25 protein-coding genes are annotated in these 23164 nt (G+C 76.1%); 9 read left to right on the top strand and 16 right to left on the bottom strand.

The features are described 5' to 3' along the window. Positions 1 to 29 precede the first annotated feature (29 nt). On the bottom strand, positions 30 to 1028 hold the full coding sequence (gene hemH / locus EDC57_RS00945) for a ferrochelatase (RefSeq protein WP_123399347.1): 999 nt from the start codon (positions 1026 to 1028) through the stop codon (positions 30 to 32). Between the two features lie 105 nt (positions 1029 to 1133). Between hemH and EDC57_RS00940 the strand changes: the two genes are divergently transcribed. Both EDC57_RS00940 and EDC57_RS00935 read left to right on the top strand, forming a co-directional pair. Then, positions 1134 to 2090, top strand: a complete 957-nt coding sequence (locus tag EDC57_RS00940) for a 2-hydroxyacid dehydrogenase (protein ID WP_123399345.1) — start codon at positions 1134 to 1136, stop codon at positions 2088 to 2090. A 100-nt stretch (positions 2091 to 2190) separates the two neighbouring features. Further along, complete coding sequence (locus tag EDC57_RS00935; RefSeq protein ID WP_170165000.1) at positions 2191 to 2571, top strand: DUF2914 domain-containing protein; 381 nt, start codon at positions 2191 to 2193, stop codon at positions 2569 to 2571. Here the strand turns inward: EDC57_RS00935 and EDC57_RS00930 are convergent. Further along, positions 2550 to 3005, bottom strand: a complete 456-nt coding sequence (locus tag EDC57_RS00930; protein WP_123399341.1) for a bis(5'-nucleosyl)-tetraphosphatase — start codon at positions 3003 to 3005, stop codon at positions 2550 to 2552. The genes EDC57_RS00935 and EDC57_RS00930 overlap by 22 nt on opposite strands. Positions 3006 to 3061: 56 nt before the next feature. Here EDC57_RS00930 and EDC57_RS00925 point away from each other — a divergent pair, with 56 nt between their 5' ends. The 4 genes from EDC57_RS00925 to mdh all read left to right on the top strand — a co-directional run bounded on the left by EDC57_RS00925 (position 3062) and on the right by mdh (position 7154). After that, complete coding sequence (locus EDC57_RS00925) at positions 3062 to 3883, top strand: arginase family protein (RefSeq protein ID WP_123399339.1); 822 nt, start codon at positions 3062 to 3064, stop codon at positions 3881 to 3883. A 14-nt stretch (positions 3884 to 3897) separates the two neighbouring features. Beyond that, positions 3898 to 5091, top strand: a complete 1194-nt coding sequence (gene rocD, locus EDC57_RS00920) for an ornithine--oxo-acid transaminase (protein WP_123399337.1) — start codon at positions 3898 to 3900, stop codon at positions 5089 to 5091. Between the two features lie 19 nt (positions 5092 to 5110). Continuing rightward, positions 5111 to 6118, top strand: a complete 1008-nt coding sequence (locus EDC57_RS00915; RefSeq protein ID WP_211331845.1) for a pyridoxal-phosphate dependent enzyme — start codon at positions 5111 to 5113, stop codon at positions 6116 to 6118. A 94-nt stretch (positions 6119 to 6212) separates the two neighbouring features. Continuing rightward, positions 6213 to 7154: a malate dehydrogenase gene (gene mdh / locus EDC57_RS00910; RefSeq protein ID WP_123399335.1), complete on the top strand. Its 942-nt coding sequence runs from the start codon at positions 6213 to 6215 to the stop codon at positions 7152 to 7154. Positions 7155 to 7165: 11 nt separating this feature from the next. Here the strand turns inward: mdh and EDC57_RS00905 are convergent, their stop codons facing one another. From EDC57_RS00905 to EDC57_RS00880, 6 genes are all read right to left on the bottom strand, one after another. Next, positions 7166 to 7669: a gamma-glutamylcyclotransferase family protein gene (locus EDC57_RS00905; RefSeq protein WP_123399333.1), complete on the bottom strand. Its 504-nt coding sequence runs from the start codon at positions 7667 to 7669 to the stop codon at positions 7166 to 7168. Continuing rightward, positions 7666 to 9159, bottom strand: coding sequence for a GGDEF domain-containing protein (locus EDC57_RS00900; RefSeq protein ID WP_123399331.1), 1494 nt, complete (start codon positions 9157 to 9159; stop codon positions 7666 to 7668). Before EDC57_RS00900 ends, EDC57_RS00905 begins: the two co-directional genes overlap by 4 nt. A 40-nt stretch (positions 9160 to 9199) precedes the next feature. Further along, positions 9200 to 10003 (bottom strand): endonuclease/exonuclease/phosphatase family protein, encoded by an 804-nt coding sequence (locus EDC57_RS00895; RefSeq protein ID WP_245995091.1) that lies wholly within the window; start codon positions 10001 to 10003, stop codon positions 9200 to 9202. 13 nt (positions 10004 to 10016) lie between these two features. Further along, complete coding sequence (locus tag EDC57_RS00890; protein WP_123399329.1) at positions 10017 to 10634, bottom strand: thiol:disulfide interchange protein DsbA/DsbL; 618 nt, start codon at positions 10632 to 10634, stop codon at positions 10017 to 10019. Positions 10635 to 10769: 135 nt separating this feature from the next. Next, entirely contained in the window at positions 10770 to 11378 is a 609-nt protein-coding gene (locus EDC57_RS00885; RefSeq protein ID WP_123399327.1) for a c-type cytochrome, read from the bottom strand. Positions 11379 to 11404: 26 nt separating this feature from the next. After that, a complete protein-coding gene (locus EDC57_RS00880) occupies positions 11405 to 11707 on the bottom strand; it encodes a c-type cytochrome (RefSeq protein ID WP_123399325.1) in 303 nt (100 codons plus the stop codon). Between the two features lie 171 nt (positions 11708 to 11878). Here EDC57_RS00880 and yihA point away from each other — a divergent pair, with 171 nt between their 5' ends. Then, positions 11879 to 12595: a ribosome biogenesis GTP-binding protein YihA/YsxC gene (gene yihA, locus EDC57_RS00875; RefSeq protein WP_123399323.1), complete on the top strand. Its 717-nt coding sequence runs from the start codon at positions 11879 to 11881 to the stop codon at positions 12593 to 12595. A gap of 66 nt (positions 12596 to 12661) precedes the next feature. Here the strand turns inward: yihA and polA are convergent, their stop codons facing one another. Continuing rightward, positions 12662 to 15373, bottom strand: coding sequence for a DNA polymerase I (polA, locus tag EDC57_RS00870; RefSeq protein WP_123399321.1), 2712 nt, complete (start codon positions 15371 to 15373; stop codon positions 12662 to 12664). A 102-nt stretch (positions 15374 to 15475) separates the two neighbouring features. Between polA and EDC57_RS12710 the strand changes: the two genes are divergently transcribed. Continuing rightward, positions 15476 to 15808 (top strand): DUF2782 domain-containing protein, encoded by a 333-nt coding sequence (locus tag EDC57_RS12710; RefSeq protein ID WP_170164999.1) that lies wholly within the window; start codon positions 15476 to 15478, stop codon positions 15806 to 15808. Positions 15809 to 15812: 4 nt separating this feature from the next. Further along, entirely contained in the window at positions 15813 to 16757 is a 945-nt protein-coding gene (locus EDC57_RS00860; RefSeq protein WP_123399319.1) for a homoserine kinase, read from the top strand. 6 nt (positions 16758 to 16763) lie between these two features. Here EDC57_RS00860 and mutM read toward each other — a convergent pair whose 3' ends face one another. From mutM to EDC57_RS00825, 7 genes are all read right to left on the bottom strand, one after another. Then, complete coding sequence (mutM, locus tag EDC57_RS00855; protein ID WP_123399317.1) at positions 16764 to 17594, bottom strand: bifunctional DNA-formamidopyrimidine glycosylase/DNA-(apurinic or apyrimidinic site) lyase; 831 nt, start codon at positions 17592 to 17594, stop codon at positions 16764 to 16766. A gap of 5 nt (positions 17595 to 17599) precedes the next feature. Continuing rightward, entirely contained in the window at positions 17600 to 18391 is a 792-nt protein-coding gene (locus EDC57_RS00850) for a MipA/OmpV family protein (protein ID WP_123399315.1), read from the bottom strand. Positions 18392 to 18418: 27 nt separating this feature from the next. Then, on the bottom strand, positions 18419 to 18910 hold the full coding sequence (locus EDC57_RS00845; RefSeq protein WP_123399313.1) for a GlcG/HbpS family heme-binding protein: 492 nt from the start codon (positions 18908 to 18910) through the stop codon (positions 18419 to 18421). 90 nt (positions 18911 to 19000) lie between these two features. Further along, entirely contained in the window at positions 19001 to 19915 is a 915-nt protein-coding gene (locus tag EDC57_RS00840) for a DUF4340 domain-containing protein (protein WP_123399311.1), read from the bottom strand. Further along, entirely contained in the window at positions 19894 to 21285 is a 1392-nt protein-coding gene (locus EDC57_RS00835) for a GldG family protein (protein ID WP_123399309.1), read from the bottom strand. The genes EDC57_RS00840 and EDC57_RS00835 overlap by 22 nt, the downstream gene beginning before the upstream one ends. A 13-nt stretch (positions 21286 to 21298) precedes the next feature. Continuing rightward, the gene (locus EDC57_RS00830; RefSeq protein ID WP_123399307.1) at positions 21299 to 22054 is read right to left on the bottom strand and encodes an ABC transporter permease subunit; all 756 of its coding nucleotides are present in this window, start codon (positions 22052 to 22054) and stop codon (positions 21299 to 21301) included. Further along, positions 22051 to 23010, bottom strand: coding sequence for an ATP-binding cassette domain-containing protein (locus EDC57_RS00825; RefSeq protein ID WP_123399305.1), 960 nt, complete (start codon positions 23008 to 23010; stop codon positions 22051 to 22053). The genes EDC57_RS00830 and EDC57_RS00825 overlap by 4 nt, the downstream gene beginning before the upstream one ends. Between the last annotated feature and the right edge of the window lie 154 nt (positions 23011 to 23164).

The following is a 23164-nucleotide window of genomic DNA, read 5'->3' as shown; positions in this document are numbered from 1 at the left end:
CGGTTCGGCTCCCGGCTCGCGGGGCAAGCCTAGCACGGCGGCGCCCAGGCGCGCAGGCGGCGGGCGCAGAGGGCGGCGAGGAAGTCCAGGTGGTCGGCGCGGTCGTTGAGCGCGGGCACGTAGCCGAAGCGCTCGCCGCCGGCGGCGAGGAAGGTCTCGCGCCCGCGCACCGCGATCTCCTCCAGCGTCTCGAGGCAGTCGGCGGCGAAGCCCGGGCAGAGGACCTGCAGCGTGCGCACCCCCCGGGCGGGCAGCTCGGCGAGCACCGCCTCGGTGGCGGGCTCGAGCCAGGCGCCGGGGCCGAAGCGGGACTGGAAGGCCACCGACCACGCCTGCGGCGCGAGGCCGAGGCGGGCCGCCACCGCCGCGGCGGTGGCGCGGCACTGCACGGGGTAGGGGTCGCCGGCGGCGGCGTAGCGCCGGGGCAGGCCGTGGAAGGAGAAGAGCAGGTGCCCGGCGCGGCCCTCGCGGTCCCAGGCCTCGCGCACGCTCGCCGCGAGCGCGTCGAGATAGCCCGCCTCCGCGTGGTAGCCCGCCACCAGGTGCAGCTCAGGCAGCCGGGGGCGTCCGGCGAGGGCGGCGGCGAGGGCGTCGAAGGTGCTGGCCACGGTGGTGGCGGAGTACTGCGGGTAGAGGGGCAGCACCAGGAGGCGGCGCACGCCCGCGGCGAGGAGCCGATCCACGGTCTCGGCGATGCCCGGCTCGCCGTAGCGCATCGCCACCGCCACCTGGACCTGCAGCCCCGCGGCGGCGAGGCGCGCCGCCACCCCCTCGGCCTGGCGGCGGGTGACGGCCACCAGGGGGGCGCCGTCCTCGCGCCAGATGCCGCGGTAGAGGGGCACGGTGCGGCGGGGGCGCACGCGCAGGACGATGCCGTGCAGGATCGGCAGCCAGAGCCAGCGCGGCAGGTCGACGATGCGGGGATCGGCGAGGAACTCGCCGAGGTAGCGGCGCACCGCGGCGGGCGTCGGCGCGGCGGGCGAGCCGAGGTTGGTGAGGAGGACCGCGGTGTCGGCGGGTGTGGCCATGACCGCGCAAGCCTAGCCGCCCGCGCCGTGGCCGGTCCAGGGCTGGCGCGACGGCGCGTGCTGTGCTTGACTGGGCGGCGTCGGCGGAGCCAGCGAGGAGCGACGGTGCGCGGCGTCTTCCTGGATCGCGAGTCCCTCGATCCGGGGGATCTCGACCTCTCGGCCCTGGAGGCCACCCTGCCCGAGTGGCGCATGTTCGAGGCCACGGCGCCGCAGGAGGTGCCCGAGCGCATCGCCGGTGCGGCGGTGGTGATCACCAACAAGGTGGTGCTGGATGCGGCGGCGATCGAGGGCGCCGACGCCCTGCGGCTGATCCTCGTCGCCGCCACCGGGACCAACAACGTCGACCTCGAGGCGGCGCGCCGGCGCGGCATTCCGGTGGCCAACGTGCGTGCCTACGGCACCCCCTCGGTGGTGGAGCACGTCTTCGCCCTGGTGCTGACCCTGATGCGCAGCCTCGACGACTACCGCCGGGCGGTGCGCGAGGGGCGCTGGGCGCAGGCGCGGCAGTTCTGCCTCCTGGACTTCCCGGTGCGCGAGCTCGCCGGGCGGCGCATGGGCATCGTCGGCCTCGGCGAGCTCGGCCGCGGGGTGGCCCGCGTCGCCGAGGCCTTCGGCATGGAGGTGCTGGTGGCCCAGCGCCCGGGGGGGGCGCCGCAGCCCGGGCGCCTGCCCCTGGAGCGGCTCCTGCCGGAGGTGGACGTGCTCTCCATCCATTGCCCCCTCACCGAGGAGACCCGCGGCCTCATCGGCGAGCGGGAGCTGCGGGCGATGCGGCCGGATGCCATCCTCGTCAACACCGCCCGCGGCGGCATCGTGGACGAGGAGGCGCTGGCGCGCGCCCTGCGCGAGGGCTGGATCGGGGGGGCGGCGGTGGACGTGCTCACGCGCGAGCCGCCGCGGGAGGGCAACCCGCTGCTGGCGCCGGATATCCCGAACCTGATCCTGACCCCGCACGTGGCGTGGGCGAGCCGCGAGTCGCGCCAGCGTCTCGTGGACCAGATGACGGGGATCCTGCGCGCCTTCCTCGAGGCGGGGCGGGTGGAGAACCGCGTCGCCTGAGCCGGGTCCGTGACCGCGGTCGCGGCGTGGCGCAGGGCGCGCGGCCGGAATCGGGGCGGGTCGGACGCGCGGGGAGGGCAAGGCCATGGGGGGATGGCGCATGCGGTGGGCGGTCGCGGCCCTGGTGCTGGCGCTTGCCGCGGCGCAGGCGGGCGGTGCGGTGGCCCGCGCGGTCTTCACCACCGGGATCACCGGGCGCGAGCCGGTGGACCGGGTGGTGGAGCTCCCCAACGACCAGCGGCGGGTCTACTACTTCACCGAGCTCGTGGGGCTCGCGGGGCAGACCGTCACCCACCGCTGGGAGTACGGCGGGCGCGTCATGGCGGAGGTCGCCTTCCGCGTCGGCGGCCCGCGCTGGCGCGTGTGGTCCAGCAAGAACCTGCTGCCGCAGTGGACCGGCGAGTGGCGGGTGGCGGTGGTGGACGAGGCCGGCCGGGTGCTGGCCGAGGACCGCTTCAACTACGTCGACGCGGCCCGCTGAGGGTCGCCGATGCGGTCGGCGGCCCAGGCGAGGACCGGGACCAGCCGCGGCGGGGCGAGGCGCAGCGCCTCGGCGAGGTCGACCCAGCGGTACTCGTCGTGCTCGGGGCGGCCGAGCTCGGGGCTGACCGGCAGCACCACCGCGCCCCGCGGGGCCTCGGCGAGGTAGTAGCGGGCCACCTTGCCGCGGCCGTAGGGGCCGGTCTCCACGTAGTCCTCGCCCCAGCGCAGGACGAGCTCGTCCAGCCCGGTCTCCTCCGCCACCTCCCGCCGCGCCGCCTCCAGGGGCGACTCGCCCGGCTCCACCAGGCCCTTGGGGAAGTCCCAGTTGCGGTAGGCGCGCAGCATCAGGTAGCGCCAGCCGCCGTCGCCGCGGCGCACCAGCACGAAGCCGGCGGAGAGCCGGGGGGCGGCATGTGGGGGGGTGCGGGCCATCGCCGCGATTATAGGGGATGGGGGAATCCGCCGCCGGCGCCGGCATCTAACCGGGCATGGAGGCCGTCGTCCCCATCGCGCTGCGGCCGTACCGGATCGAGGCCCCCTTCGCCCACGGCGGGCGGGGGACGGGCCCCGCCGCCGCCCCCGCCTGCCTGCGGCGTCACCTGGGCGGCACCGCGCGCGGGCGCGTCGCGCCGGAACGCGACGCCGCCCGCTTCTGCCGCCGCCTCGCCCGCCGGGTGGCGGCGGCGGTGGCGGCGGGCGGGCCCTTCCTGGTCCTGGGCGGGGACCACACCATCGCCGTCGGCACCTGGGCGGGGGCGGCGGGGGCGCTGGGCCGGCCCCTGGGCCTGCTCTGGATCGACGCCCACCTCGACGCCCACGACCAGGCGAGCTCGCCGAGCGGGGCCCTGCACGGCATGCCGGTGGCCTGCCTGCTGGGCGAGGGGCCGCGGCCGCTCGCGGCGCTCGCCCGCGGGGCGGTGGACCCGCGCCGGCTGGTGCTGCTGGGGGTGCGCAGCTACGAGCCGCCGGAATGGGCCCGGCTCGCCCGCCGCGGGGTGCGCGTGATCGGCGCCGGCGCGGTGCGCCGCCGCGGCTGGGGGGCGGTGATGGCGGAGGTGCGGGCGCGGCTGCGCGGCGGCCCCTGGGGCCTGAGCCTCGACGTCGACGCCCTCGACCCGCGCCAGGCGCCGGGGGTGACGACCCCGGTGCCCGGGGGGCTCGACGCCGTGCGCCTCGCCCGCGTCCTGCACGGCATCGGCGGCGAGGCCGGGTTCGTGGGCATGGAGGTGGCCGAGCTCGACCCCGGCCGCGACCGCGGCGGGATGACGGCGCGCGCGGTGGCGCGCATCGTCCGCGCGGTCTTCAGCTGACGAGGAGGACGGACATGCACGAGGCGGCGGAGCTCGAGCGGCGCTACGGGGCGCACAACTACGACCCCCTGCCGGTGGTGCTGGTGCGCGGGCGCGGGGCCGAGGTCTGGGACGCCCAGGGGCGGCGCTACATCGACATGATGTCGGCCTACTCGGCGGCGAGCTTCGGCCACGCCCATCCGCGGCTGGTGGCGGCGCTGGCGGCGCAGGCGGGGCGCCTGGCGGTGGTCTCGCGGGCCTACCACACCGACCGCCTGGGCCCCTTCCTGGCCCGCCTCTGCGCCCTCACCGGCCAGGAGGCGGCGCTGCCCATGAACACCGGCGCCGAGGCGGTGGAGACCGCCCTCAAGGCCGCGCGCAAGTGGGCCTACGAGGTCAAGGGTGTGCCCCCCGGGCGGGCCGAGATCGTCGTCTGCGAGGGCAACTTCCACGGCCGCACCATCGCCATCGTGGGCTTCTCCTCGGAGGCGGCCTATCGCGAGGGCTTCGGCCCCTTCCCGCCCGGCTTCGTGCGCATCCCCTACGGTGACGCCGAGGCCCTGGAGGCGGCGATCACCCCGCACACCGCGGCCTTCCTCGTGGAGCCGGTGCAGGGCGAGGCCGGGATCGTCATCCCCCCGCGGGGGTATCTCGCCCGCTGCGCCGAGATCTGCCGCCGCGAGGGGGTGCTCCTCATCGCCGACGAGGTGCAGACCGGTCTCGGCCGCACCGGGCGGCTGCTCGCCTGCGAGCACGACGGGGTGCGCCCGGACGGGCTGATCCTGGGCAAGGCCCTCGGCGGCGGGCTGCTGCCCGTGTCGGCCTTCCTCGCCCGGCGCGAGGTGATGGACGTCTTCCGCCCCGGCGACCACGGCAGCACCTTCGGCGGCAGCCCCCTGGCCGCCGCGGTGGGGCTGGAGGCGCTGGCGGTGCTGGAGGAGGAGGGGCTCGTGGCGCGCAGCGCCGAGCTCGGCCGCCACCTCCTGGAGCGGCTCCAGCCGCTGCGCCGCAGCCCGCGGGTGCGGGCCGTGCGCGGCCTCGGCCTCTTCTGCGCCGTCGAGCTGGACACCGACCGCATCGACGCCCGCACCGCCTGTGAACGGGTGATCGAGGCTGGCGTGCTCACCAAGGACACCCACGGGCGGGTCCTGCGCCTTGCGCCGCCCCTGGTGATCGACCGTGCGCTCCTGGACGAGGCGGTGGAGCGCATCGCCTCGGTGCTCGCCTGAGGGCGCCTATACTGGCGCCGTGGACGGCGAGGACGGGCATCGCGAGGGGCTTCCGGATGCCGTCGCGGTGGCGCGGGCGGCGAGGCGCCTGCGCGGGCGCGTGCGGCGCACGCCGCTCCTGGGCTGCGCCCTCCTCGACCGCCACCTCGGCCTGCGCCTCCTGGTCAAGGCCGAGTCGCTCCAGCACACCGGCTCCTTCAAGATCCGCGGCGCCCTCAACCGCATCCTCGCCATCCCGCCGGCGCGGCGGCGCCGCGGCGTCGTCGCCTACTCCTCAGGAAACCACGCCCAGGCGGTGGCGGCGGCGGCCGCCGCCCTGGGCGTGCCGGCCACCGTGGTGATGCCCGCGGACGCGCCGCCCATCAAGCTCGCGCGCACCCGCGCCCACGGCGCCCGGATCGTCACCTACGACCGCCGGCGCGAGTCGCGCGAGGCCATCGGCGAGGCGCTCTCCGCCGAGCTCGGCGCCACCCTCGTGCGGCCCTACGACGACCCCGAGGTGATCGCCGGCCAGGGCACCGTGGGGCTCGAGATCGCGGCCCAGTGCGAGGCGGCGGGGCTGCGCCCCGACGCGGTCCTGGTGCCCTGCGGCGGGGGCGGTCTGGCGGCCGGCTGCGCCCTCGCCCTCCCCGGGACCGCGGTGCTGGCGGTGGAGCCCGCCGCCTGCGACGACACCGCGCGCTCGCTGGCCGCGGGCCGGCGCGTGCGCAACCCCGCCCTCGCGGCGACCCTGTGCGATGCGCTGCAGGCCCCGGAGCCGGGCGCCCTCACCTTCGAGATCAACCGCCGCCTCCTCGCCGGCGCGTGCACGGTGGAGGACCGCGAGGTGGTGCGGGCGATGGCGGTGGCGGCCGAGGCCCTGCACCTGGTGCTCGAGCCCTCGGGGGCGGCGGCCCTCGCCGCCGCGCTCGCCGGCCGCCTCCCGGAGGGGACGCGCACGGCGGTGGTGGTGGCCTCGGGCGGCAACGTGGAGGGGGCGCGCCTGGCCGCGCTGCTGCGCCGGGCCGGACCGGTGAAATGGTTATGACCCCCATAACGGATTGTGCGGACGCCCCCCCTTCCGTAGAATCCGGGCGTCGCCCGGCGGGGGCGAAGGACTCCAACCGAGGGGGAGACGACCCATGAAGATCGCGGTGCTCGGCGCGGCGGGCGGGATCGGCCAGCCGCTCTCGCTGCTGCTCAAGAACCAGCTCCCGGCCGGCTCGGAGCTGGCCCTCTACGACGTCAACCCGGTGGTGCCCGGGGTCGCCGCCGACCTCAGCCACATCCCCACGCCGGTGAAGGTCACCGGCCACGGCAAGGACGCCCTCGGCGAGGCGCTCTCGGGCGCCGACATCGTCGTCGTCCCGGCGGGGGTGCCGCGCAAGCCGGGCATGACCCGGGACGACCTCTTCAACGTCAACGCCGGGATCGTGCGCGATCTCGCCCGCGCCGGCGCCGAGGCCTGCCCGCAGGTCTGCTGGCTGATCATCACCAACCCGGTCAACTCCACCGTGCCCATCGCCGCCGAGACCCTGCGCCAGGCCGGGGTCTACGACCGGCGCAAGGTCTTCGGCGTCACCACCCTCGACGTCATCCGCGCCAACACCTTCGTCGCCGAGGCCAAGGGCCTGGACCCGCGCGACCTCGACGTGCGCGTCATCGGCGGCCACAGCGGCAACACCATCCTGCCGCTGCTGTCGCAGATCCCCGGGGTGTCCTTCAGCGACGAGGAGGCGCGCGCCCTCACCGCGCGGATCCAGAACGCGGGCACCGAGGTGGTGGAGGCCAAGGCCGGCGCCGGCTCCGCCACCCTCTCCATGGCCGAGGCGGCGCTGCGCTTCACGCTTGCGGTGCTGCGCGGGCTCGAGGGGGAGGAGTCGGTGATGTGCAGCTACGTCCAGGTGGACGGGATGCCCACCGAGTTCTTCGCCACCCCGGTCCGCCTCGGCCGCGGCGGTGTGGAGGAGATCCTGCCCTACGGCGAGCTCAGCGCCCTCGAGCGCGAGCTCTACGAGGCCATGCTCCCCACCCTCGAGGCCAACATCGAGAAGGGGCTGGCCTTCGCCCGCCAGGGGGGCTGAGGCGGGACGCCTCAGCGCAGGCCCGCGAGGGCGCGGTGACGCGCGGCGCGGGCGCGGTCGGGATCGGCGCGCACCGGCAGGGCGGCCAGCGCGGCCAGATAGGCGGCGGGGGCCGCGGCCGCCCGTGCCCCGGCGAGGACGAGATCGCGGTACCAGTCGAAGGGGCGCAGGGCGGGGTCGCACCAGCCCTGGCGGGCGAGGTAGGTCCAGGCGACGATCCATTCCCCCGCGAGGGTGCGTACGCGCACCCGCACCCGCCGGTAGCCCGGCCCCTCGATGGCGTCAAGGCGGTCCAGGCCGGGTGCCGCCACGCGATAGAGGAGGCCGTGGACGCGGCCGGCGGGGTCGGGGGCCGGCCGCGCCTTGCCCGAGCCGTCGCCGCCGCGCTTGTCGAGGCGGAGCCGATGCCCCGGCAGCTCGGCGGCGGCGAGCACCGGCACCGCACCCAGCCGCGCCCGCAGCCGCGGCGGATGCAGGTTGGAGCCGTAGGCGAAGTAGGGCGGGTGCGCGTTCACGCCGCGACGACCCGGTTGCGCCCGGCCCGCTTGGCCTCGTAGAGGGCGCGGTCGGCGCGCTCGAAGGCGCTTTCCGCATCGTCGCCCTCGCGCAGCTCGGTCACGCCGATGGACACCGTCACCGGCACCGGGCGCTCGCGGTAGTGGAATCCGAGGGCGGCCACCGCCTCGCGCAGCGCCTCGGCGAGCCGCCGTGCCGCCTCCAGATCCGTCTGCGGCAGCAGGATGGCGAACTCCTCGCCCCCGTAGCGGGCGACGAAGTCGCTGCGGCGCAGCCGCCGCCGCAGGTACTGGGCCAGGGTGCGCAGGACCTTGTCGCCGGCGCGGTGGCCGAAGCCGTCGTTGATGGCCTTGAAGCGGTCGACGTCGGCCACCGCCAGGGCCAGCGGCGTGCGGTAGCGGCGCCAGCGCTCGACCTCCTCGCCGAGGCGCGCCTCCCAGGCCCGCCGGTTGGCGATCCCGGTCAGGGGGTCGACCCCGAGGGCCCGCTCGGTGTCGCCGAGGCGCTCGCGCAGGCCGCGGATCTCGCCCTCGGCCTCGCGCAGGCGGGCGAGCAGGCGCCGCACCAGGCCCTCGGCCCGCTCTTCCCGCGCCCGCTCCCGGGCCCCGTGCTCGCGCAGGTGCCGCTCGATGGCGGTGAGACGGGTCTCGATGGAGCGGCGCAGGGCCTCGAGGTCGGTGGCCGCGGCGGCCTCGGCGCGCAGCCCGGCGGTCTCCCGGTGCACCGCGGCCTCGAGGCTCTCCGCCGCCTCGCGGCGCTCGGCATCCAGCGTGCGCACGCCTTCGGCGGCCTCGGCCAGCTCGGCGAGGCGCTCGTCGACGCCGGCGAGGAGCCGGGCGACGTCGTCGCGGGCGTGGCGCAGGGCGTCGATGGCGGCGCCGACGAGGTCGGCCGCCTCCTCGAGCAACACCGCCAGCGCCCCGTCGCCTTCCGCCTCCTCGATGCGCCGCGCAAGCCCCTGCCCCTGCACCGCCACCGGCTCGCACCCCTCGAGGCGCGCCACCAGGCCCAGCAGCGCGGTGCGCAGCCGCTCCGCACTCGGGGCCGGGGCGGCCTGCGGTGCGGCGGCGCGGCGGGTTGCGGCCTCGGCGAGGGCGCGGGCGAGGGCGGCGAGCTCGCGCCGGCGCAGGCGCCCCTCGGCGAGCTGCGCCAGCGCCTCCGGCGGCTCGGTACCGCCGTGGGCGCGCAGGGCGTCGAGGAGCGCGGCGGCGAACTCCGCCGCGCTCACGGGAGGCTCGCCGAGGTCGCGCGAGCGCAGCAGGGCCTCGAGCTCGTGGAGGGCGCGGTCCACCGCGGCCGCGTCCTCGTCGCGCAGGGCCCGGCGCAGGTCGGCGAGCAGCGGATCGACGTCCGGGTAGACGCCCTCGGCGACGAGGGCCAGCCGCGCCGCCACCCGGTGCAGCAGGTGCTGGGCGCGCTCCAGCGCCTTGAGCTCCTCCTCGCTCTCGCGCACGAGGTCGAGGTAGCGGCGCTTCCAGTCGTCTTCCATGGCGGCCTCCCTTCCCGGAGAGGATAGCCGCCGCGGCGGCTCAGGTCGCGGCGAGATCCACGCGACAGGCGGCCACCGAGGCGGCGAGGTCCGGCGGCAGGTCGATCTCGGCGGCCACCGGGAGGTGGTCGGAGCAGGTGCAGGGCAGGACCTCGAGACGGTGCACGCGCAGGCTCGGCGAGACGAGGAGGCGGTCGATGCACCGTCGCGGTGCCCAGCTCGGAAAGGTGGGCCCGAGCCCGGGCGGCTCCTGCAGGCCGGTGCCGGCGAAGGCGTCGGTCTCGTCGAGGGGGCTCGCGCGGCAGTTCATGTCCCCCATGAGGACGACGTGGGGGTAGCGGCCCGCGAGCTCCGCGACGTAGGCGAGCTGGGCCCTGCGCGCGCGGGCGCCGAGGGCGAGGTGGAGGATCAGCAGCACCAGCGGCGGGTCGTCGCCGTAGCGCACGAACAGCGCGCCGCGCCCCGGGATGCGGCCGGGGAGGCGGTGCTCGCGGATCTCGGTGGGCCGCAGGCGGCTGAGCAGGCCGTTGGCGTGCTGGGCCAGGCGCCCGAGGTTGCGGTTGATCTGGCTGTGCCACCAGGGGAAGCCGGCGCGCAGGGCGAGGTACTCCACCTGGTTGATGTAGCCCGAGCGCAGGCTGCCGCCGTCCACCTCCTGCAGGCCGACGACGTCGTAGGCCGCCACCACCTGGGCGATGCGGTCGAGGTTGGCCTGGCGCCGTGCCGAGGGCAGGACGTGGCGCCAGCCCTTGGTCAGGTACTCGTGATAGGCGCGGGTGCTGATCCCGGTCTGGATGTTGTAGCTGAGCAGGCGCAGGCGCATGGCGGCCGCCGCTGCCGGCACCCGTGGCCCGCCCTCAGCGGCGCAGCGCCTCGGCCTCCCGCTCCACCAGCTGCTGCACCACGCGCACGAGGTCGGCGTAGCTCCCCGCCATGCTGCCGTCGGTGCGGTACTTGCCGTTGACGATCACGGTGGGGGTGCCCTGGACCCCGTAGCGCTGCATCAGCGCCCGCGCCTGGCGCACCCGGGTCTCCACCGCGAAGGAGCGGAAGGTGCGGCGGAAGGCCTCGCGGTCCACCCCGTGCTCGGCGAAGAAGTCCTCCAGCGCCTGCTCGGTGTCCAGGGGGCGGCGCTCGGCGTGGATGGCGTCGAAGAGGGGGCGGTGCAGCTCGTCGGCGACGCCGAGGATCTCCGCCGTGTAGTAGGCGCGCGCGTGCAGGGCCCACTCCGGGCGGAGGATCCCGGGCAGGCGGCGGTAGAGCACGTAGTCGGGCTTGTGGCGCAGCCAGCGCTCCATGTACGGCAGCAGCCGGTAGCAGTGGGGGCAGCCGTACCAGAAGACCTCCACCACCTCCACCTTGGCGGGGTCGGCGGTGGGCAGGGGCTGCGCGAGGGGCTCGTACTCGGCGGCGCCGGCCGCGCGGGCGAGGCCGAGGACGAGGACGAGCGCGGAAAGGATGCGCCGGATGGTCATGGCCTGGCTCCGTGGTTCATGGCAAGCGTGGTGACGAGTCCGGAAGGTATCGGGCGTCGGCGTGCCGTGCAAGGGCCGGAAGCGGAAGGGCGGCCGCACGGGCCGCCCTCCGCAGGCTCGGTGGGGGATCGGCCGTCAGCGCAGCGAGGCGATGTAGGCGGCGACCGCCGCGATCTCGGCGTCGGTCATCCGCTTCGCCACGTCGCGCATCATGCCGTTGGGGTCGGTGGCCCGTGTCCCGGCGCGGAAGTCCTTGAGCTGCTTGGCCACGTACTGGGCCTTCTGGCCCGCGAGGGCCGGGAACCCGGCCGGGCCGTTGCCCTGGCCCCGGGGGCCGTGGCAGCCGGCGCAGGCCGCGGTGCGGGTCTCCGCGATGCCGCCCAGATAGATCTTGCGGCCCTCCGCCAGCACCTCCTCGGAGGCGGTGACGGCGGACGCCTTGACCGTCTGGGCGGCGAAGTAGGCGGCGATGTCCGGGATGTCCCCGTCCTGGACCGTGGCCGCCATGGGGCTCATGGTGGGGTCCTTCCGCGCCCCGGACTTGAAGGCGCGAAGCTGCGCCTCGAGGTACTTCGGATGCTGGCCCGCGAGGTTCGGCCACAGCGGGTTGACGCTGTTGCCGTCGGCGCCGTGGCAGCCCGCGCAGAGCTGCGTCTTGGCCTTGCCCGCCTCCGGGTCCCCGGCGGCGTGGGTCAGGCCCACGACGCCCATCGTGAGCAGCACCAGGCTCGCTACGCGCCACATGGTCTCGATCCCTCCCCCGGCGCCGGTCACTTGGACTGGCTCACCATGTACTCCACCACGGCGCGGATGTCCGCCTCCGAGCACTGGCCGCAGGTCCCCTTGGGCGGCATCGCGTTGAAGCCGTTCATGGCGCGCTGCACCAGCGTGTCCATGCCCTGGGCGATGCGCGGGGCCCAGGCGGCCTTGTCGCCGACCTTGGGCGCGCCGGCGGCGCCGGTGGCGTGGCAGGCGAAGCAGACCTGCTTGTAGATCTCCTCGCCGCTGGCGGCGTGGGCGGCGCCGGCGCCGAGGGCGGCGGCGGCGGCGAGACCGATGGCGAGCTTCCTCATCTTGCTCCCTCCTCGTCGTTGACGGATGCTTGTCCGGCGGCGCGCGCCGGGCCCCCCGGATCACGGAAAAAAGGCCCGGACTGTATACCAGCAGGCCGATGGGGGGTCAAGGCCGGCGCGCGCGCTTTATCCGGCAATAAGTTTTTGTGCCGAGGGAGGTTTTGCGCGGTCATGGGCGGCATCGAGGCGGATCCGCGCCTTGCGGGGGTGCGCTACCTGGGCGGCGCCCTGGCGCTGCGCGACCTGCCCGCGGACGAGGGCGCGGAGGTGGCCTTCGCCGGCCGCTCCAACGCCGGCAAGAGCTCGGCCATCAACGCCCTGGCGGCGGTGCGGGGCCTTGCGCGCACGTCGAAGACGCCGGGGCGGACCCAGATCCTGCACTTCTTCGCGGTGGGCGATCCGGGGCGGCGGCTGGTGGATCTCCCGGGCTACGGGTTTGCGCGGGCGCCCCTCGCCCTGCGCCGCCGCTGGGAGGCCGCCATCGGCGCCTATCTCCAGCGGCGGCGGAGCCTGCGCGGGCTGGTGCTGCTCAGCGACGTGCGCCATCCCCTGCGCGAGAGCGACCGCCTGCTCCTCGGCTGGTGCGCCGAGGCGGGGCTCGCCGTGCACGTGGCCCTGACCAAGGCCGACAAGCTGCGCCGCGGCCCGGCGGCGGCCGCCCTGGCGCGGGTACGGCGCGAGCTGGCCGATGCAGCCTCGGTGCAGCTGCTCTCGGTGGTGGACGGCACCGGCGTGGGGGAGCTGCGCGACGTGGTGGCGGCCTGGCTCGAGCTCGGCACGCGCGCAAAAAAGGACCCCGGCCAAAAGGGGGGGAAAACGCCGGGGTCCCAGGACCGCCCGGCTGGGGAGACCGGGCGAACGACCCGCCAAGGGAGGGATAGCGGGTGAGCATCGGGCACCGACACTCGTCTTTATAGACCCGCGCGGGCGGAAAAAGTTTTCTCCCGCGGCGGCTCAGTGGGCCTCGTCCCAGTTGCGCCCGACGCCGGTCTCCACCACCAGGGGCACGCGCAGCCGTCCCGCCTCGCGCATGCAGCGCACCACCGCCTCGCGCACGCGCTCCACCTCCGCCTCCGGCACCTCCAGCACCAGCTCGTCGTGGACCTGCAGGATCAGGTGAGCCCCCGAGCCGGTCTCGCGCAGCCAGCGGTCGATGGCGATCATGGCGCGCTTGATGAGGTCGGCGGCGGTGCCCTGCATGGGGGCGTTGATGGCGGCGCGCTCGGCGGCGGCGCGGCGGGCGGCGCTCGCCGCGCGCAGCTCCGGCAGATGGAGGCGGCGGCCGAAGAGGGTGGTGACATAGCCGTCGCGGCGGGCCTGCTCGCGGGTGCGCTCCATGAACGCGGCCACCCCGCGGTAGCGCGCGAAGTAGCGGTCGATGTAGGCCTGGGCCTCCTCCCGCGGGATGCCCAGCTGGCGCGCGAGGCCGAAGGCCGACATGCCGTAGATGAGGCCGAAGTTGATGGCCTTGGCGGCGCGGCGCTGCGCCGGCGTGACCGCCTCGGGGGCCACCCCGAAGACCTCCGCCGCGGTGGCCTGGTGGATGTCGCGTCCCTCGGCGAAGGCGCGCAGCAGGCCCTCGTCGCCGGAGAGGTGGGCCATGATCCGCAGCTCGATCTGCGAGTAGTCGGCCGACAGCAGCAGGTGCCCGGGCGGGGCGATGAAGGCCTGGCGGATGCGCCGCCCTTCGGGGGTGCGCACGGGGATGTTCTGGAGGTTGGGGTCGGCGGAGGCGAGGCGGCCGGTGGCGGTGCCGGCCTGGTGGTAGGAGGTGTGGACGCGCCCGGTGCGGGGGTGGATGCGCTCGGGCAGGCGGTCGATGTAGGTGCCCTTGAGCTTGGCGAGGGCCCGGTGCTCGAGGATGACGCGCGGCAGCGGATAGTCGAGGGCGAGCTCCTGCAGCGCCTCCTCGGCGGTGGAGGGCTGGCCCTTGGGGGTGCGGCGCCGCACCGGCAGGCCCAGCTCGCCGAAGAGGATCTCCTGGAGCTGCTTCGGGGAGTTGAGGTTGAAGGGGCGGCCGGCGAGGCGGTGGGCCTCGCGCTCGAGCTCGGCCAGACGCGCGGCGAGCTCCTCGCCCTGGGCCCGCAGCAGCGCCGCATCCACCAGCACGCCGTGGCGCTCCATGCGCGCCAGCACCGGCACCAGCGGCATCTCGATCTCCTCGTAGACGCGGCGCAGATCGGGCTCGGCGGCGAGCCGCGGCCACAGCACCCGGTGCAGCGCCAGGGCCACCTCGGCGTCCTCGGCGGCGTAGGGGGCGGCGTCCTCGATGCGCACCTGCCCGAAGGGGATCTCGCGCGCGCCCTTGCCCGCCACCTCCTCGTAGCGGGTGGTGCGCCGGCCGAGATGGCGCAGGGCCAGGGTGTCGAGGTCGTGGCGGGCGGCGGCGGCGTCGAGGACGTAGGACTGGAGCATGGTGTCGTGGGCGAGCCCCGCGGGCTCGATTCCCGCGCCCCACAGCACCGCGAGGTCGTACTTGAGGTTGTGGGCGAGCTTGGGGCGCGCCGGATCCTCCAGGATCGGCCGCAGCCGCGCCAGCACCGCCTCGCGCGGAAGCTGCGGCGGCGCATCGGCGTAGTCGTGACCGAGGGGCAGGTAGGCCGCGCGCGTCTCGTCCACCGCGAAGGACAGGCCCACGATCCGCGCGTCCAGGGGGTCGAGGCTGGTGGTCTCGGTGTCGATGGCGACGAGCTCGGCGGCGGCGAGCCGCTCGAGCCAGCGTGCCAGCGCCGCCTCGTCGAGGATCACCTCCACCTCGGCCCGCGGCGCCGCCTCGGCGCGCTCGGCGCCGTCCCCCGGCGCGCCTTCCTCCTCCTCGAGGGCGCGCAGCAGGCGGGCGAGCTCGAGGCGCTGGTAGATCGCGCGCAGCCGCCCGCGGTCGGGCGGGCGAGGGCGCAAGTCGTCGAGATCCGTCTCGAGGTCGAGGTCGCGGCGGATGGTGGCGAGCTCGCGCGAGAGGGCGAGCTGGTCCAGATGGGCGCGCAGGCTCTCGCCCGCCTTGCCCGGGATCTCGTCGGCGTGGGCGAGGAGCGCATCGAGCGAGCCGTAGTGCCGGAGCCAGCGCGCCGCGGTCTTGGGGCCCCAGCGCGGCACCCCCGGGATGTTGTCGCTGGCATCGCCCATGAGGGCGAGCAGGTCGACGATGCGCTCGGGCGGCACGCCGAAGCGGGCCTCCACGCCCGCGGCATCGAGGACGGTGCCGGTCATGGTGTTGACCAGCGTCACGTGCGGCCCGACGAGCTGGGCCATGTCCTTGTCGCCGGTGGAGATCACGGTGTCGAGGCCGCGGGCGGCGGCGCGCCGGGCGAGGGTGCCGATGACGTCGTCGGCCTCCACCCCCGGGACCCGCAGCAGCGGCAGCCCCATGGCCTCGATGGCCTCCAGCAGCGGCTCCACCTGGGCGGCGAGGGCCTCGGGCATGGGCGGGCGCTGCGCCTTGTAGCGCTCGAAGAGGTCGTCGCGGAAGGTCCGGCCGGGGGCGTCGAAGACCACGCCGATGCGCTCCGGGCGCAGGTCGGCGAGGAGCCGGCGCAGCATGGTGAGGACGCCGTGGATCGCGCCGGTGGGCTCGCCGCGGGAGTTGGCGAGCGGCGGCAGGGCGTGGAAGGCGCGATAGAGATAGGAGCTGGCGTCGACGAGGACGAGCGGGGTCGGCTTCTCGCGCATGGCCCGTTCCGGCGGCAGGGAAGGCCCATTATAGGAAGCCGGCGGCGACGGCGTCGCGGCGGCTTGGTAAACTGGCGCCGGGTCGAGGAAGGGGGCTCCGGGTTGAGAGGATGGGCGCCATGGCTGGCGGCGGCGTGGGCCGGGGCGGTGCTCGGCGCCCCGCCGTCGTGGCCCGAGGAGCCGCCCCCGCCCCTGCCCGCCGGGGCCGAGGAGGCGCCGGCGGCGCCGCGGCCCGAGGTGACCATCCGCCCGAGCGAGGGCGGCGTGGTGGAGGAGTACCGCATCCGCGGCAGGCTCTACATGGTGCGGGTGGTGCCGCGCCGGGGGCGGCCCTACTTCCTCATCGACACCGACGGTGACGGCGAGCTGGAGACGCGCCGCTTCGAGCTCGCCCCCGAGGTGCTGGTGCCCGGCTGGGTGATCCGGAGCTGGTGAGGCGATGGCGGTCTACACCGAGGTCGGCGAGCGGGAGGTGGCGGCGCTGCTCGCGCGCTACGACCTCGGCGCGCTCATCGCCCTCGAGCCCATCGCCGAGGGCATCGAGAACACCAACTACTTCGTCACCGCCGAGGGCGGCCGCTTCGTCCTGACCCTGTTCGAGTCCTCGGTGCCGCGCGAGGACCTGCCCTTCTTCGTGGCCCTGACGGGACACCTGGCGGCGCGGGGCATCCCCTGCCCGCGGCCCCTCGCCGACCGCGGCGGCGCCTGCCTGCAGCGGCTCGCCGGACGGCCGGCGGTGCTGGTGGAGCGCCTGCCCGGGGCCAGCGTGACAGCGCCGAGGCCGGCGCACTGCGCCGCGGCGGGCGAACTGCTCGCGCGGCTGCACGCCGCCGCCGCCGACTTCCCGCGCCACCGCCCCAACCCGCGCGGCGCGGCCTGGCGCGAGGCGACGGCGGCGCAGGTCCGGCCCCGCCTCGACCCCGTGGCCTCGCGGCTGCTCGCCGAGGAGGTGGCGGCGCAGGCGCTGCCCCCGCCGGCGGGGCTGCCGCGCGGCATCGTCCACGCCGACCTCTTCCGCGACAACGTCCTCTTCGAGGACGGACGCCTCTCGGGCGTGATCGACTTCTACTACGCCTGCAGCGACGTGCTGCTGCTGGACGTGGCCATCGCCGTCAACGACTGGTGCGCCGTGCCCGGCGGCGGCCTCGACGAGACGCGGGCGGCGGCCCTCGTGGGCGCCTACGCCGCGGTCCGCCCCTTCACCCCCGAGGAGCATGCCGCCTGGCCGCGCATGCTGCGCCTCGCCGCCCTGCGCTTCTGGCTGTCGCGGCTCTACGACTGGCACTTCCCCCGCGAGGGGGTCCTCGCCCGGCGCAAGGACCCCGACGAGTACCGCCGGCTGCTCGAGGCGCACCGCGCCGCGGCGCCGCCGCTGGCGGCCTGAGCCGGCTCAGCGCTGGCAGCGCGGGCAGTAGTAGGTCACCCGCTGCGCGAGGAGGCGGCGGCGGATCGCGCCGCCGCAGCGGGGGCACGGGGCGCCCGCGCGGCCGTAGACGCGGAAGCGGTGCTGGAAGTAGCCGGGGCGGCCGTCGCCGCCGACGAAGTCGCGCAGGGTCGAGCCGCCGGCGGCCACCGCCTCCGCCATCACCGCACGGAGCGCGCCGGCAAGCCGCGCGAGCCGCACCGGGGCGATCCGCCCCGCCGGTCGCGCCGGGTGGATGCCGGCCTCGAAGAGGGCCTCGCAGGCGTAGATGTTGCCGACGCCCGCCACCACCTTCTGGTCCAGCAGCGCCGCCTTCACGGCGCTGCGCCGCCCGTGCAGGGCGGCGGCGAGGGCGGCGCCGTCGAAGCCGGGGTCGAGGGGTTCGGGGCCCAGCCCCGCGAGCAGCGGGTGGGCCGGCGGGTCGCCCGGGCAGAAGAGGACGAGGCCGAAGCGGCGCGGGTCGCGCAGCCGCAGCGCCCGGCCCCCTTCCAGCCGCAGATCGACGTGGTCGTGGGGGCCGGGCGGGGCGTTCGCGTCGAGCACGCGCAGGCTCCCGGACATGCCGAGGTGGATCAGCAGGGCGCCGGCAGGGCTGTCCTCCCGGATCAGCTCCAGGATCAGGTACTTGGCCCGCCGCGCCACCGCCCGCACGCGCGCCCCGGCGATGCGCCGGTGCAGATCGGGCGGCACCGGCCGCCGCAGCCGCGCCTCGCGCACCACGGCGCCGAGGAGCCGCCGCCCCTCCACGTGCGGGGCGATGCCGCGCCGCGTCGTCTCGACCTCGGGCAGCTCAGGCACCGGCGCTACTCCGCGGCCGGCGCGGTGCCGCGCCGCCAGAGGATGCGGGTGACGGCGAGCCCCCCCTGGAGGTGGCCGCGGCGCCGCACCAGGGGGCTCGCCTCGAAGGCCGCCCCGTGCAGGTCGTCCCAGCGCAGGTAGGCGCCAAGGATCCAGCGCGGGCCGCGCCGGCCCCAGGCGACCTGGAAGCGGGCGCCGCCGTAGCCGCCCGGGGCGCGGAAGGCAGGCCGGGCCGGCGCGGCGAAGGGCGGGTCGACGTCGTAGACGTAGCCGTGACGGCGGCGGTCGCGCCAGGCCAGCCCCAGGGAGAGGGTGAGACGGCCGCCCGCCCAAGGGGTGCGCCGGGCCAGGGCGGGGGCGAAGGTCAGGCCCTTCGGGCGCAGGCTCCGCAGGTCCGTGGCCCAGGCCAGGCGCAGGGGCAGGAGGAGCCGCCAGCGCCCTGCCGCATCGAGCCGGATCCGAAGCTCCGGGCCCGCCTCCAGCAGGGGGTCCAGCGCCGGCATCCCGGCGCGCGGCCCGTCGTCACGGCGGCGCACCGGGACGCTGCCGAAGAGGCTCAGCTCCAGCCGCGCGCGCGGACCGGCGAAGAGGCGCTCGCGGGCCTGCGCGCCGTCGATGCGCAGCCGCTCGCCCTGGTAGGCGAGGTAGGGGAAGGGCAGCAGGTGGTCGCGCGCATCGGGGGCGCCGGGATAGTCGGGGAGCCGCAGCGCCGCGGCGCCCACCCCCGCCGTCCAGCGGGGCGCGGCCTGGGCGGCCTGGGCGCAGGCGAGCAGGAGGGCGAGGGCGGCGCGGGTCATGGCCGCCCATGGTACCCGGCGCGGCGCTCAGAAGTTGATCTCGTCCTCCACCGCGGCGATGCCGTCGCGGGCGCAGCGGGCGTCGAGCTCGCCGCCGGGGGCGCCGGAGACGCCGATGCCGCCGACGATGCTGCCGCCCGCCTCCACCGGCAGCCCGCCGGCGAGCATGAGCGCCCCGGGGATGTCGCGGGCCGCGGACTGGACCTTGCCGGCCTGGGTGACCTCGGCCAGGGTCGCGGTGTCGGTGCGGAAGCTCACGGCGGTCCAGGCCTTGCGCCGCGCGGTCTCCGGGGTGTGCGGACCGGCGAGGCGGTCGCGCAGGAGGACCTGGGTCACACCCATGCGGTCCACCACCGCCACCGCGACCTGGAAGCCGGCCTTGCGGCAGCTCTCCAGCGCCGCCTGGGCCATGCGCAGGGCGGTCTCGGGGCGGAGCATGCTGTACTGGACGAGGCCCTCGGCGGCGCCCGCCGGCGCGGCGGCGAGGGCGGCGGCGAGGGCGAGGGCGGTGCGCTGCATGGCGGCTTCTCCCCCGGGGTGATCCCGGGGGAAGTCTCCCCGGCGGCGCGGCGCCGCGGCCATACCCCCGACGGGAGGTGCGCAGCCGGCTCAGCCGCTTTCCCGCCCCTCCGACGCCTTCCCGCCGGCCGCCTCGCCCTTGGGCGGGGCGAGGAGCCGCTCGGCGGTGAAGCGGGTGAAACGGTAGCGCACGGGCAGGTCGAGGCGGCGCAGGACGAGCTCGGGCTCGCGCTGGACGATGACGAAACGGCGCTCGCCGAGGCCTTCGAGGACGAGGGTCACCACCTCTCCTGCGGGCGGCGGGTCCGCGTCCATGCCGGCCTCGAAGGCGCGCGCAAGGCGCCAGCCGTCGGCGAAGTCGGCGAGGGCCGCCTCCCCGACCCCCTCCGCCTGCGGCTCCCGGGCCCAGCCGCCGTCGGTGCGGCGGACGGTGACGCCGTCGGGCAGGCGCACCGCCTCGAGCTCGGCGCCCTCGGGGACGAGCTGGGGGCTGATCCAGGCGTCGCGCCCGGCGGTGAGGGTGGCGAAGACGCCCGTGGAGACGAGGTGCAGGGTGTCGCCGACGCGGATGTAGCGCCGTCCGCTGATGGGCTCGGCATCGCCGAGGGCGAGCTCGGCCTCTCCCAGGCGCAGCGTGACCCGCGGCGGGTCGAGGCCGAACTGCGTGAGATCGAGGTCGGCCACCGGGTAGCGCTGCTCGCTGGGCGTCGCGGCAAGCCCGAGCACGCTCTCCACCTTGGCCCCGTCGGCGGGCAGCCGCGGCGTGCCGGCAAGCCACCAGCGCCCGCCCTCGTCCCGCTCCACGAGCAGCGTGTCGTCGCCGCGCACGATCTCGATCCGCCGCACCGCGTCCCGCTGGACGGCGGCGAGCGGCGGGGCGGGCGGCTCCGCGCCCCGGCGCTGCGGCCACCACGCGAGGGCGGCGAGGACCGCGACCAGGGCGAGCAGCGCGAGGTTGAGAAGCCAGCGCCCGCGCATCGGAGTCAGGCCCTGCGCCGCCGCCACCAGACGAGGGTCCCGCCGCCCGCGAGGAGGAGCGGCAGCCCTACGAGGAAGCCGACGCCCATGAGCGAGAGCGCCTGCCGCGAGAGCGCAAGCTGCGTGTCGGGGGCGGTCTTGGGCGGGATCCGGATCAGGGCGTCGTCGTGCAGCAGCCAGTTGAACAGGCTCGCGCCGAAGGCGAGGTTGCCGCCGTTGCCGACGAAGGCGTTGGCGAGGAAGTCGCCGTCGCCCACCACGGCGACGCGCTGCCGGGGCGCCGGCGGTTCCGCCGGCGCCTCGTCGCCGGCCTTCGCTTCGGGCTGCGGACGCGGCCGCGTGAGGGTCACCGCCAGGGTCAGCGGCCCCGGCTCGTCGCCCTCGGCGGGGTCCAGGGTCACGACCCCTTCCAGGGGGCCCGACTCGGCCCAGGCCCGGGCGAGGGTGCGCAGCAGCGGCTGCCCCTCCCAGCCCTCCGGGGCCTCGTGGCGCAGCGCCACCGGCTGGGGGAAGAGGGTGAGGTCGGTGAAGCCCTCGGTCACGGGGTGGAAGGGATACTCGGGGACGAGGATGAAGTCGGGCTGGGCGATGCCCACCATCTGCCCGGTGGGGTCGACGACGTGGCCGGGGACGGTGGCAAGGCCCAGGTCCCGGGCGAGGGCGTCGAGGCCGTGCAGGCCGTCGGGCTCCAGGAGCCAGAGGAGGTTGCCGCCCTCGCGGACCCAGCGGCGCACCACCTCCACCTCGCCCGGCAGGTAGTCGCGCTGCGGCCCGGCGATGACGAGCAGGGTGGTGTTGTCGGGGATCCGCGGGTCGCGGGCGAGGTTGAGCGTGCGCAGCCGTACGCCCTTGCCCTCGAGCTCGCGCGAGAAGGTGCCGAGGTCGAAGTTGCGCTCGCCGAGGGGGTCGCGCTCGCCGTGGCCGGTGAGGAAGACCACCCAGCGCTCGCCGCCGCGGGCGAGCCGCTGCAGGGCGTTGGTGAGGGCCTCCTCGGTGAGCTGGCGGACGTGCTCGCTGCGGCCCTGGTAGCGCACCAGGAGCTCGCCGTCGACGGTGATGTTGAGGCTGCGGACCTCGGCCGGGGCGGTGTCGGGGTTGACGAAGCGCAGCGAGACGTCCTCGCGCGCCCGCCGGTAGCGGTCCACGAGGTCGCGGATGCGGGTGCGCAGGGCCTCGTTGGGCCGCACGTAGGCGGTAATCTCCACCGGCCCCTCGAGCCGCGCCAGGAGCGTGCGGCTCGCCTCCGAGAGGGTGTTGCGCCCGCCCGCGGTCCAGTCCCACTGGACCCGGTGCTGGTGGGTGAGGTAGGCGGCGAGGCCCACCGCGCCCAGCAGCAGCGCGACGAAGAGCAGGCCCTGGATGCGCAGCGTGGCGCGGGTGCGACGGTTCACCTCCATGCCGCGGCCTCCGTCAGCGGACGAAGCGGTCGCCGTCGAGGCGCCGCACGGTGAGGGCGAGGAAGGTCACCACCAGCAGCCCGTAGTAGGCGAGGTCGCCGGTGTCCACGAGCCCCTTCAGCAGGTTCTCGTAGTGGCGCACCAGCGAGAGGTAGCCGAGCACCGTGTCCACCTCCGGGCGCACGTTGCGCGCCCAGTCGGCGATCCAGAGCAGGAGCAGGACGCCGAAGGTGCTGACCGCGGCCACCACGGGCTGGGCCGTGAGCGAGGACATGTAGAGTCCGACGGCGGCGAAGGCGGCAAGCAGCAGGGCGAGCCCGAGCAGCCCGGCCGCCACCTTGCCGCCGTCCAGGGCGCCGCCGGCGAGAAGCGCCAGCGGCATGAGGGCGACGAGGCCCACGGCGCAGAGCAGGAACAGGATCACGCCCAAGTACTTGCCGAGCGCGATCTCGGTCATGGAGACCGGGGCCGAGTAGAGCAGGGTCAGGGTGCCGGCGCGGCGCTCCTCCGCCACCAGCCGCATGGTGATGAGGGGCGTGACCAGCAGCAGCACCACCGCGGCGTTGCCGAGCAGCGGCGCCACCACCACGTCGGTCACCCCCGGCGCCCCCTCCATCGTCATGAGCTGCGGCTGCAGGAGGAGGAAGGTCTCCACCTGGGCGAGGAACATCCAGGCGAGGAGGAACTGGAGCACCGCCAGGATCGCCCACGCCATGGGCGAGAGGAAGAGCGAGCGCAGCTCGCGCCGCGCGATGGCCCACACCGTCATGCCGCCGCCCTCCCCGGCTCGGCCGCATCGCCGGTGGTCAGCTCCACGAAGACCTCCTCCAGGCTCTTGCGCTCGGGGACCAGCTCCACGAGGCCCCAGCCGCCCGCCGCGGCGCGCTCGACGAGGGCCTCGGCCGCGGTCTCGGCGGCGCCGTCGGCGAACACCAGCCGCAGGCGGTCCGGGCCGAGAGGCTCCACCGAGGCCACCCCCGGAAGGGCGGCAAGCTCCTGCTCCGCCGGCGGCCGGCGCAGGCGCACGCGCAGGGTGCGGGCGGCGGCGCGCTCGCCGAGCTCCGCCATCGCCGCGGCGTAGACCAGGCGCCCGTCGCGGATGATCTGCACGTGGGTGCAGATGCTCTGCACCTCGGCGAGGATGTGGGTGGAGAGGATGACGCTGTGGTCGCGGCCGAGCTCGCCGATGAGCCGGCGGATCTCGATGATCTGGATCGGATCGAGGCCCACCGTGGGCTCGTCCAGGATGACCACGTCCGGCTCGTGGAGGATGGCCTGGGCGATGCCGACGCGCTGGCGGTAGCCCTTGGAGAGATTGCCGATGAGGCGGCGGCCGACGTCGGCCAGACCGCAGCGCTCCCTGGCCCGTGCCACCGCCTCGCGGATCCGCCGCCGCGGCAGGCGCCGCAGGCGCGCGCAGTGGGTGAGATACTCGTCCACCGTGAGCTCGCGGTAGAGGGGCGGCGTCTCGGGCAGGTAGCCCAGGCGCGCCTTGGCCTCGCGCGGCCGCTCCAGGAGGTCGATGCCGGAGATCTCCACGCGGCCGGCGCTCGGGGCGAGGTTGCCCGTGATCATCTGCATGGTGGTGGACTTGCCGGCGCCGTTGGGCCCGAGGAAGCCGAGCACCTGGCCGCGGCGCAGCTCGAAGCCGACGCCGTCGACCGCGAGCCGCTCGCCGTACCAGCGCGTCAGCCCCTCGACCCGGATCAGGGTGTCGTCGCTCATGGCTCGGGTTCCCCTCGGCGGGTCCGGCCCGGCGGGCCGGGTGCGATGCGGCCGCCCTCGGGCGGCGGCCGGGTGTTGTGACCGCGGCGGACGGGCCCGGGTTCCGGCCCCGCCCGCGCCGCGCATTCTATCCCCTGACGGAGGCGCGGCAAGG

The organism is Inmirania thermothiophila (assembly GCF_003751635.1).
Taxonomy (GTDB): domain Bacteria; phylum Pseudomonadota; class Gammaproteobacteria; order DSM-100275; family DSM-100275; genus Inmirania; species Inmirania thermothiophila.
The sequence above is the reverse complement of the archived record's forward strand: the minus strand, read 5'-3'. Positions and strand labels throughout refer to the sequence as shown.

Excerpts from the sequence above, each read along its gene's own strand:
- EDC57_RS00850 (WP_123399315.1), bottom strand. The coding sequence starts at position 18,391 with ATGACCCGCGCCGCCCTCGCCCTCCTGCTCGCCTGCGCCCAGGCCGCC.
- EDC57_RS00860 (WP_123399319.1), top strand. The coding sequence starts at position 15,813 with ATGGCGGTCTACACCGAGGTCGGCGAGCGGGAGGTGGCGGCGCTGCTC.
- EDC57_RS00880 (WP_123399325.1), bottom strand. The coding sequence starts at position 11,707 with ATGAGGAAGCTCGCCATCGGTCTCGCCGCCGCCGCCGCCCTCGGCGCC.
- EDC57_RS00925 (WP_123399339.1), top strand. The coding sequence starts at position 3,062 with ATGGAGGCCGTCGTCCCCATCGCGCTGCGGCCGTACCGGATCGAGGCC.
- mdh (WP_123399335.1), top strand. The coding sequence starts at position 6,213 with ATGAAGATCGCGGTGCTCGGCGCGGCGGGCGGGATCGGCCAGCCGCTC.
- EDC57_RS00835 (WP_123399309.1), bottom strand. The coding sequence starts at position 21,285 with ATGGAGGTGAACCGTCGCACCCGCGCCACGCTGCGCATCCAGGGCCTG.
- polA (WP_123399321.1), bottom strand. The coding sequence starts at position 15,373 with ATGCGCGAGAAGCCGACCCCGCTCGTCCTCGTCGACGCCAGCTCCTAT.
- EDC57_RS00930 (WP_123399341.1), bottom strand. The coding sequence starts at position 3,005 with ATGGCCCGCACCCCCCCACATGCCGCCCCCCGGCTCTCCGCCGGCTTC.
- hemH (WP_123399347.1), bottom strand. The coding sequence starts at position 1,028 with ATGGCCACACCCGCCGACACCGCGGTCCTCCTCACCAACCTCGGCTCG.
- EDC57_RS00935 (WP_170165000.1), top strand. The coding sequence starts at position 2,191 with ATGCGGTGGGCGGTCGCGGCCCTGGTGCTGGCGCTTGCCGCGGCGCAG.
- EDC57_RS00825 (WP_123399305.1), bottom strand. The coding sequence starts at position 23,010 with ATGAGCGACGACACCCTGATCCGGGTCGAGGGGCTGACGCGCTGGTAC.
- EDC57_RS00890 (WP_123399329.1), bottom strand. The coding sequence starts at position 10,634 with ATGACCATCCGGCGCATCCTTTCCGCGCTCGTCCTCGTCCTCGGCCTC.
- EDC57_RS00845 (WP_123399313.1), bottom strand. The coding sequence starts at position 18,910 with ATGCAGCGCACCGCCCTCGCCCTCGCCGCCGCCCTCGCCGCCGCGCCG.
- EDC57_RS00900 (WP_123399331.1), bottom strand. The coding sequence starts at position 9,159 with ATGGAAGACGACTGGAAGCGCCGCTACCTCGACCTCGTGCGCGAGAGC.
- EDC57_RS00830 (WP_123399307.1), bottom strand. The coding sequence starts at position 22,054 with ATGACGGTGTGGGCCATCGCGCGGCGCGAGCTGCGCTCGCTCTTCCTC.
- yihA (WP_123399323.1), top strand. The coding sequence starts at position 11,879 with ATGGGCGGCATCGAGGCGGATCCGCGCCTTGCGGGGGTGCGCTACCTG.
- rocD (WP_123399337.1), top strand. The coding sequence starts at position 3,898 with ATGCACGAGGCGGCGGAGCTCGAGCGGCGCTACGGGGCGCACAACTAC.
- EDC57_RS00885 (WP_123399327.1), bottom strand. The coding sequence starts at position 11,378 with ATGTGGCGCGTAGCGAGCCTGGTGCTGCTCACGATGGGCGTCGTGGGC.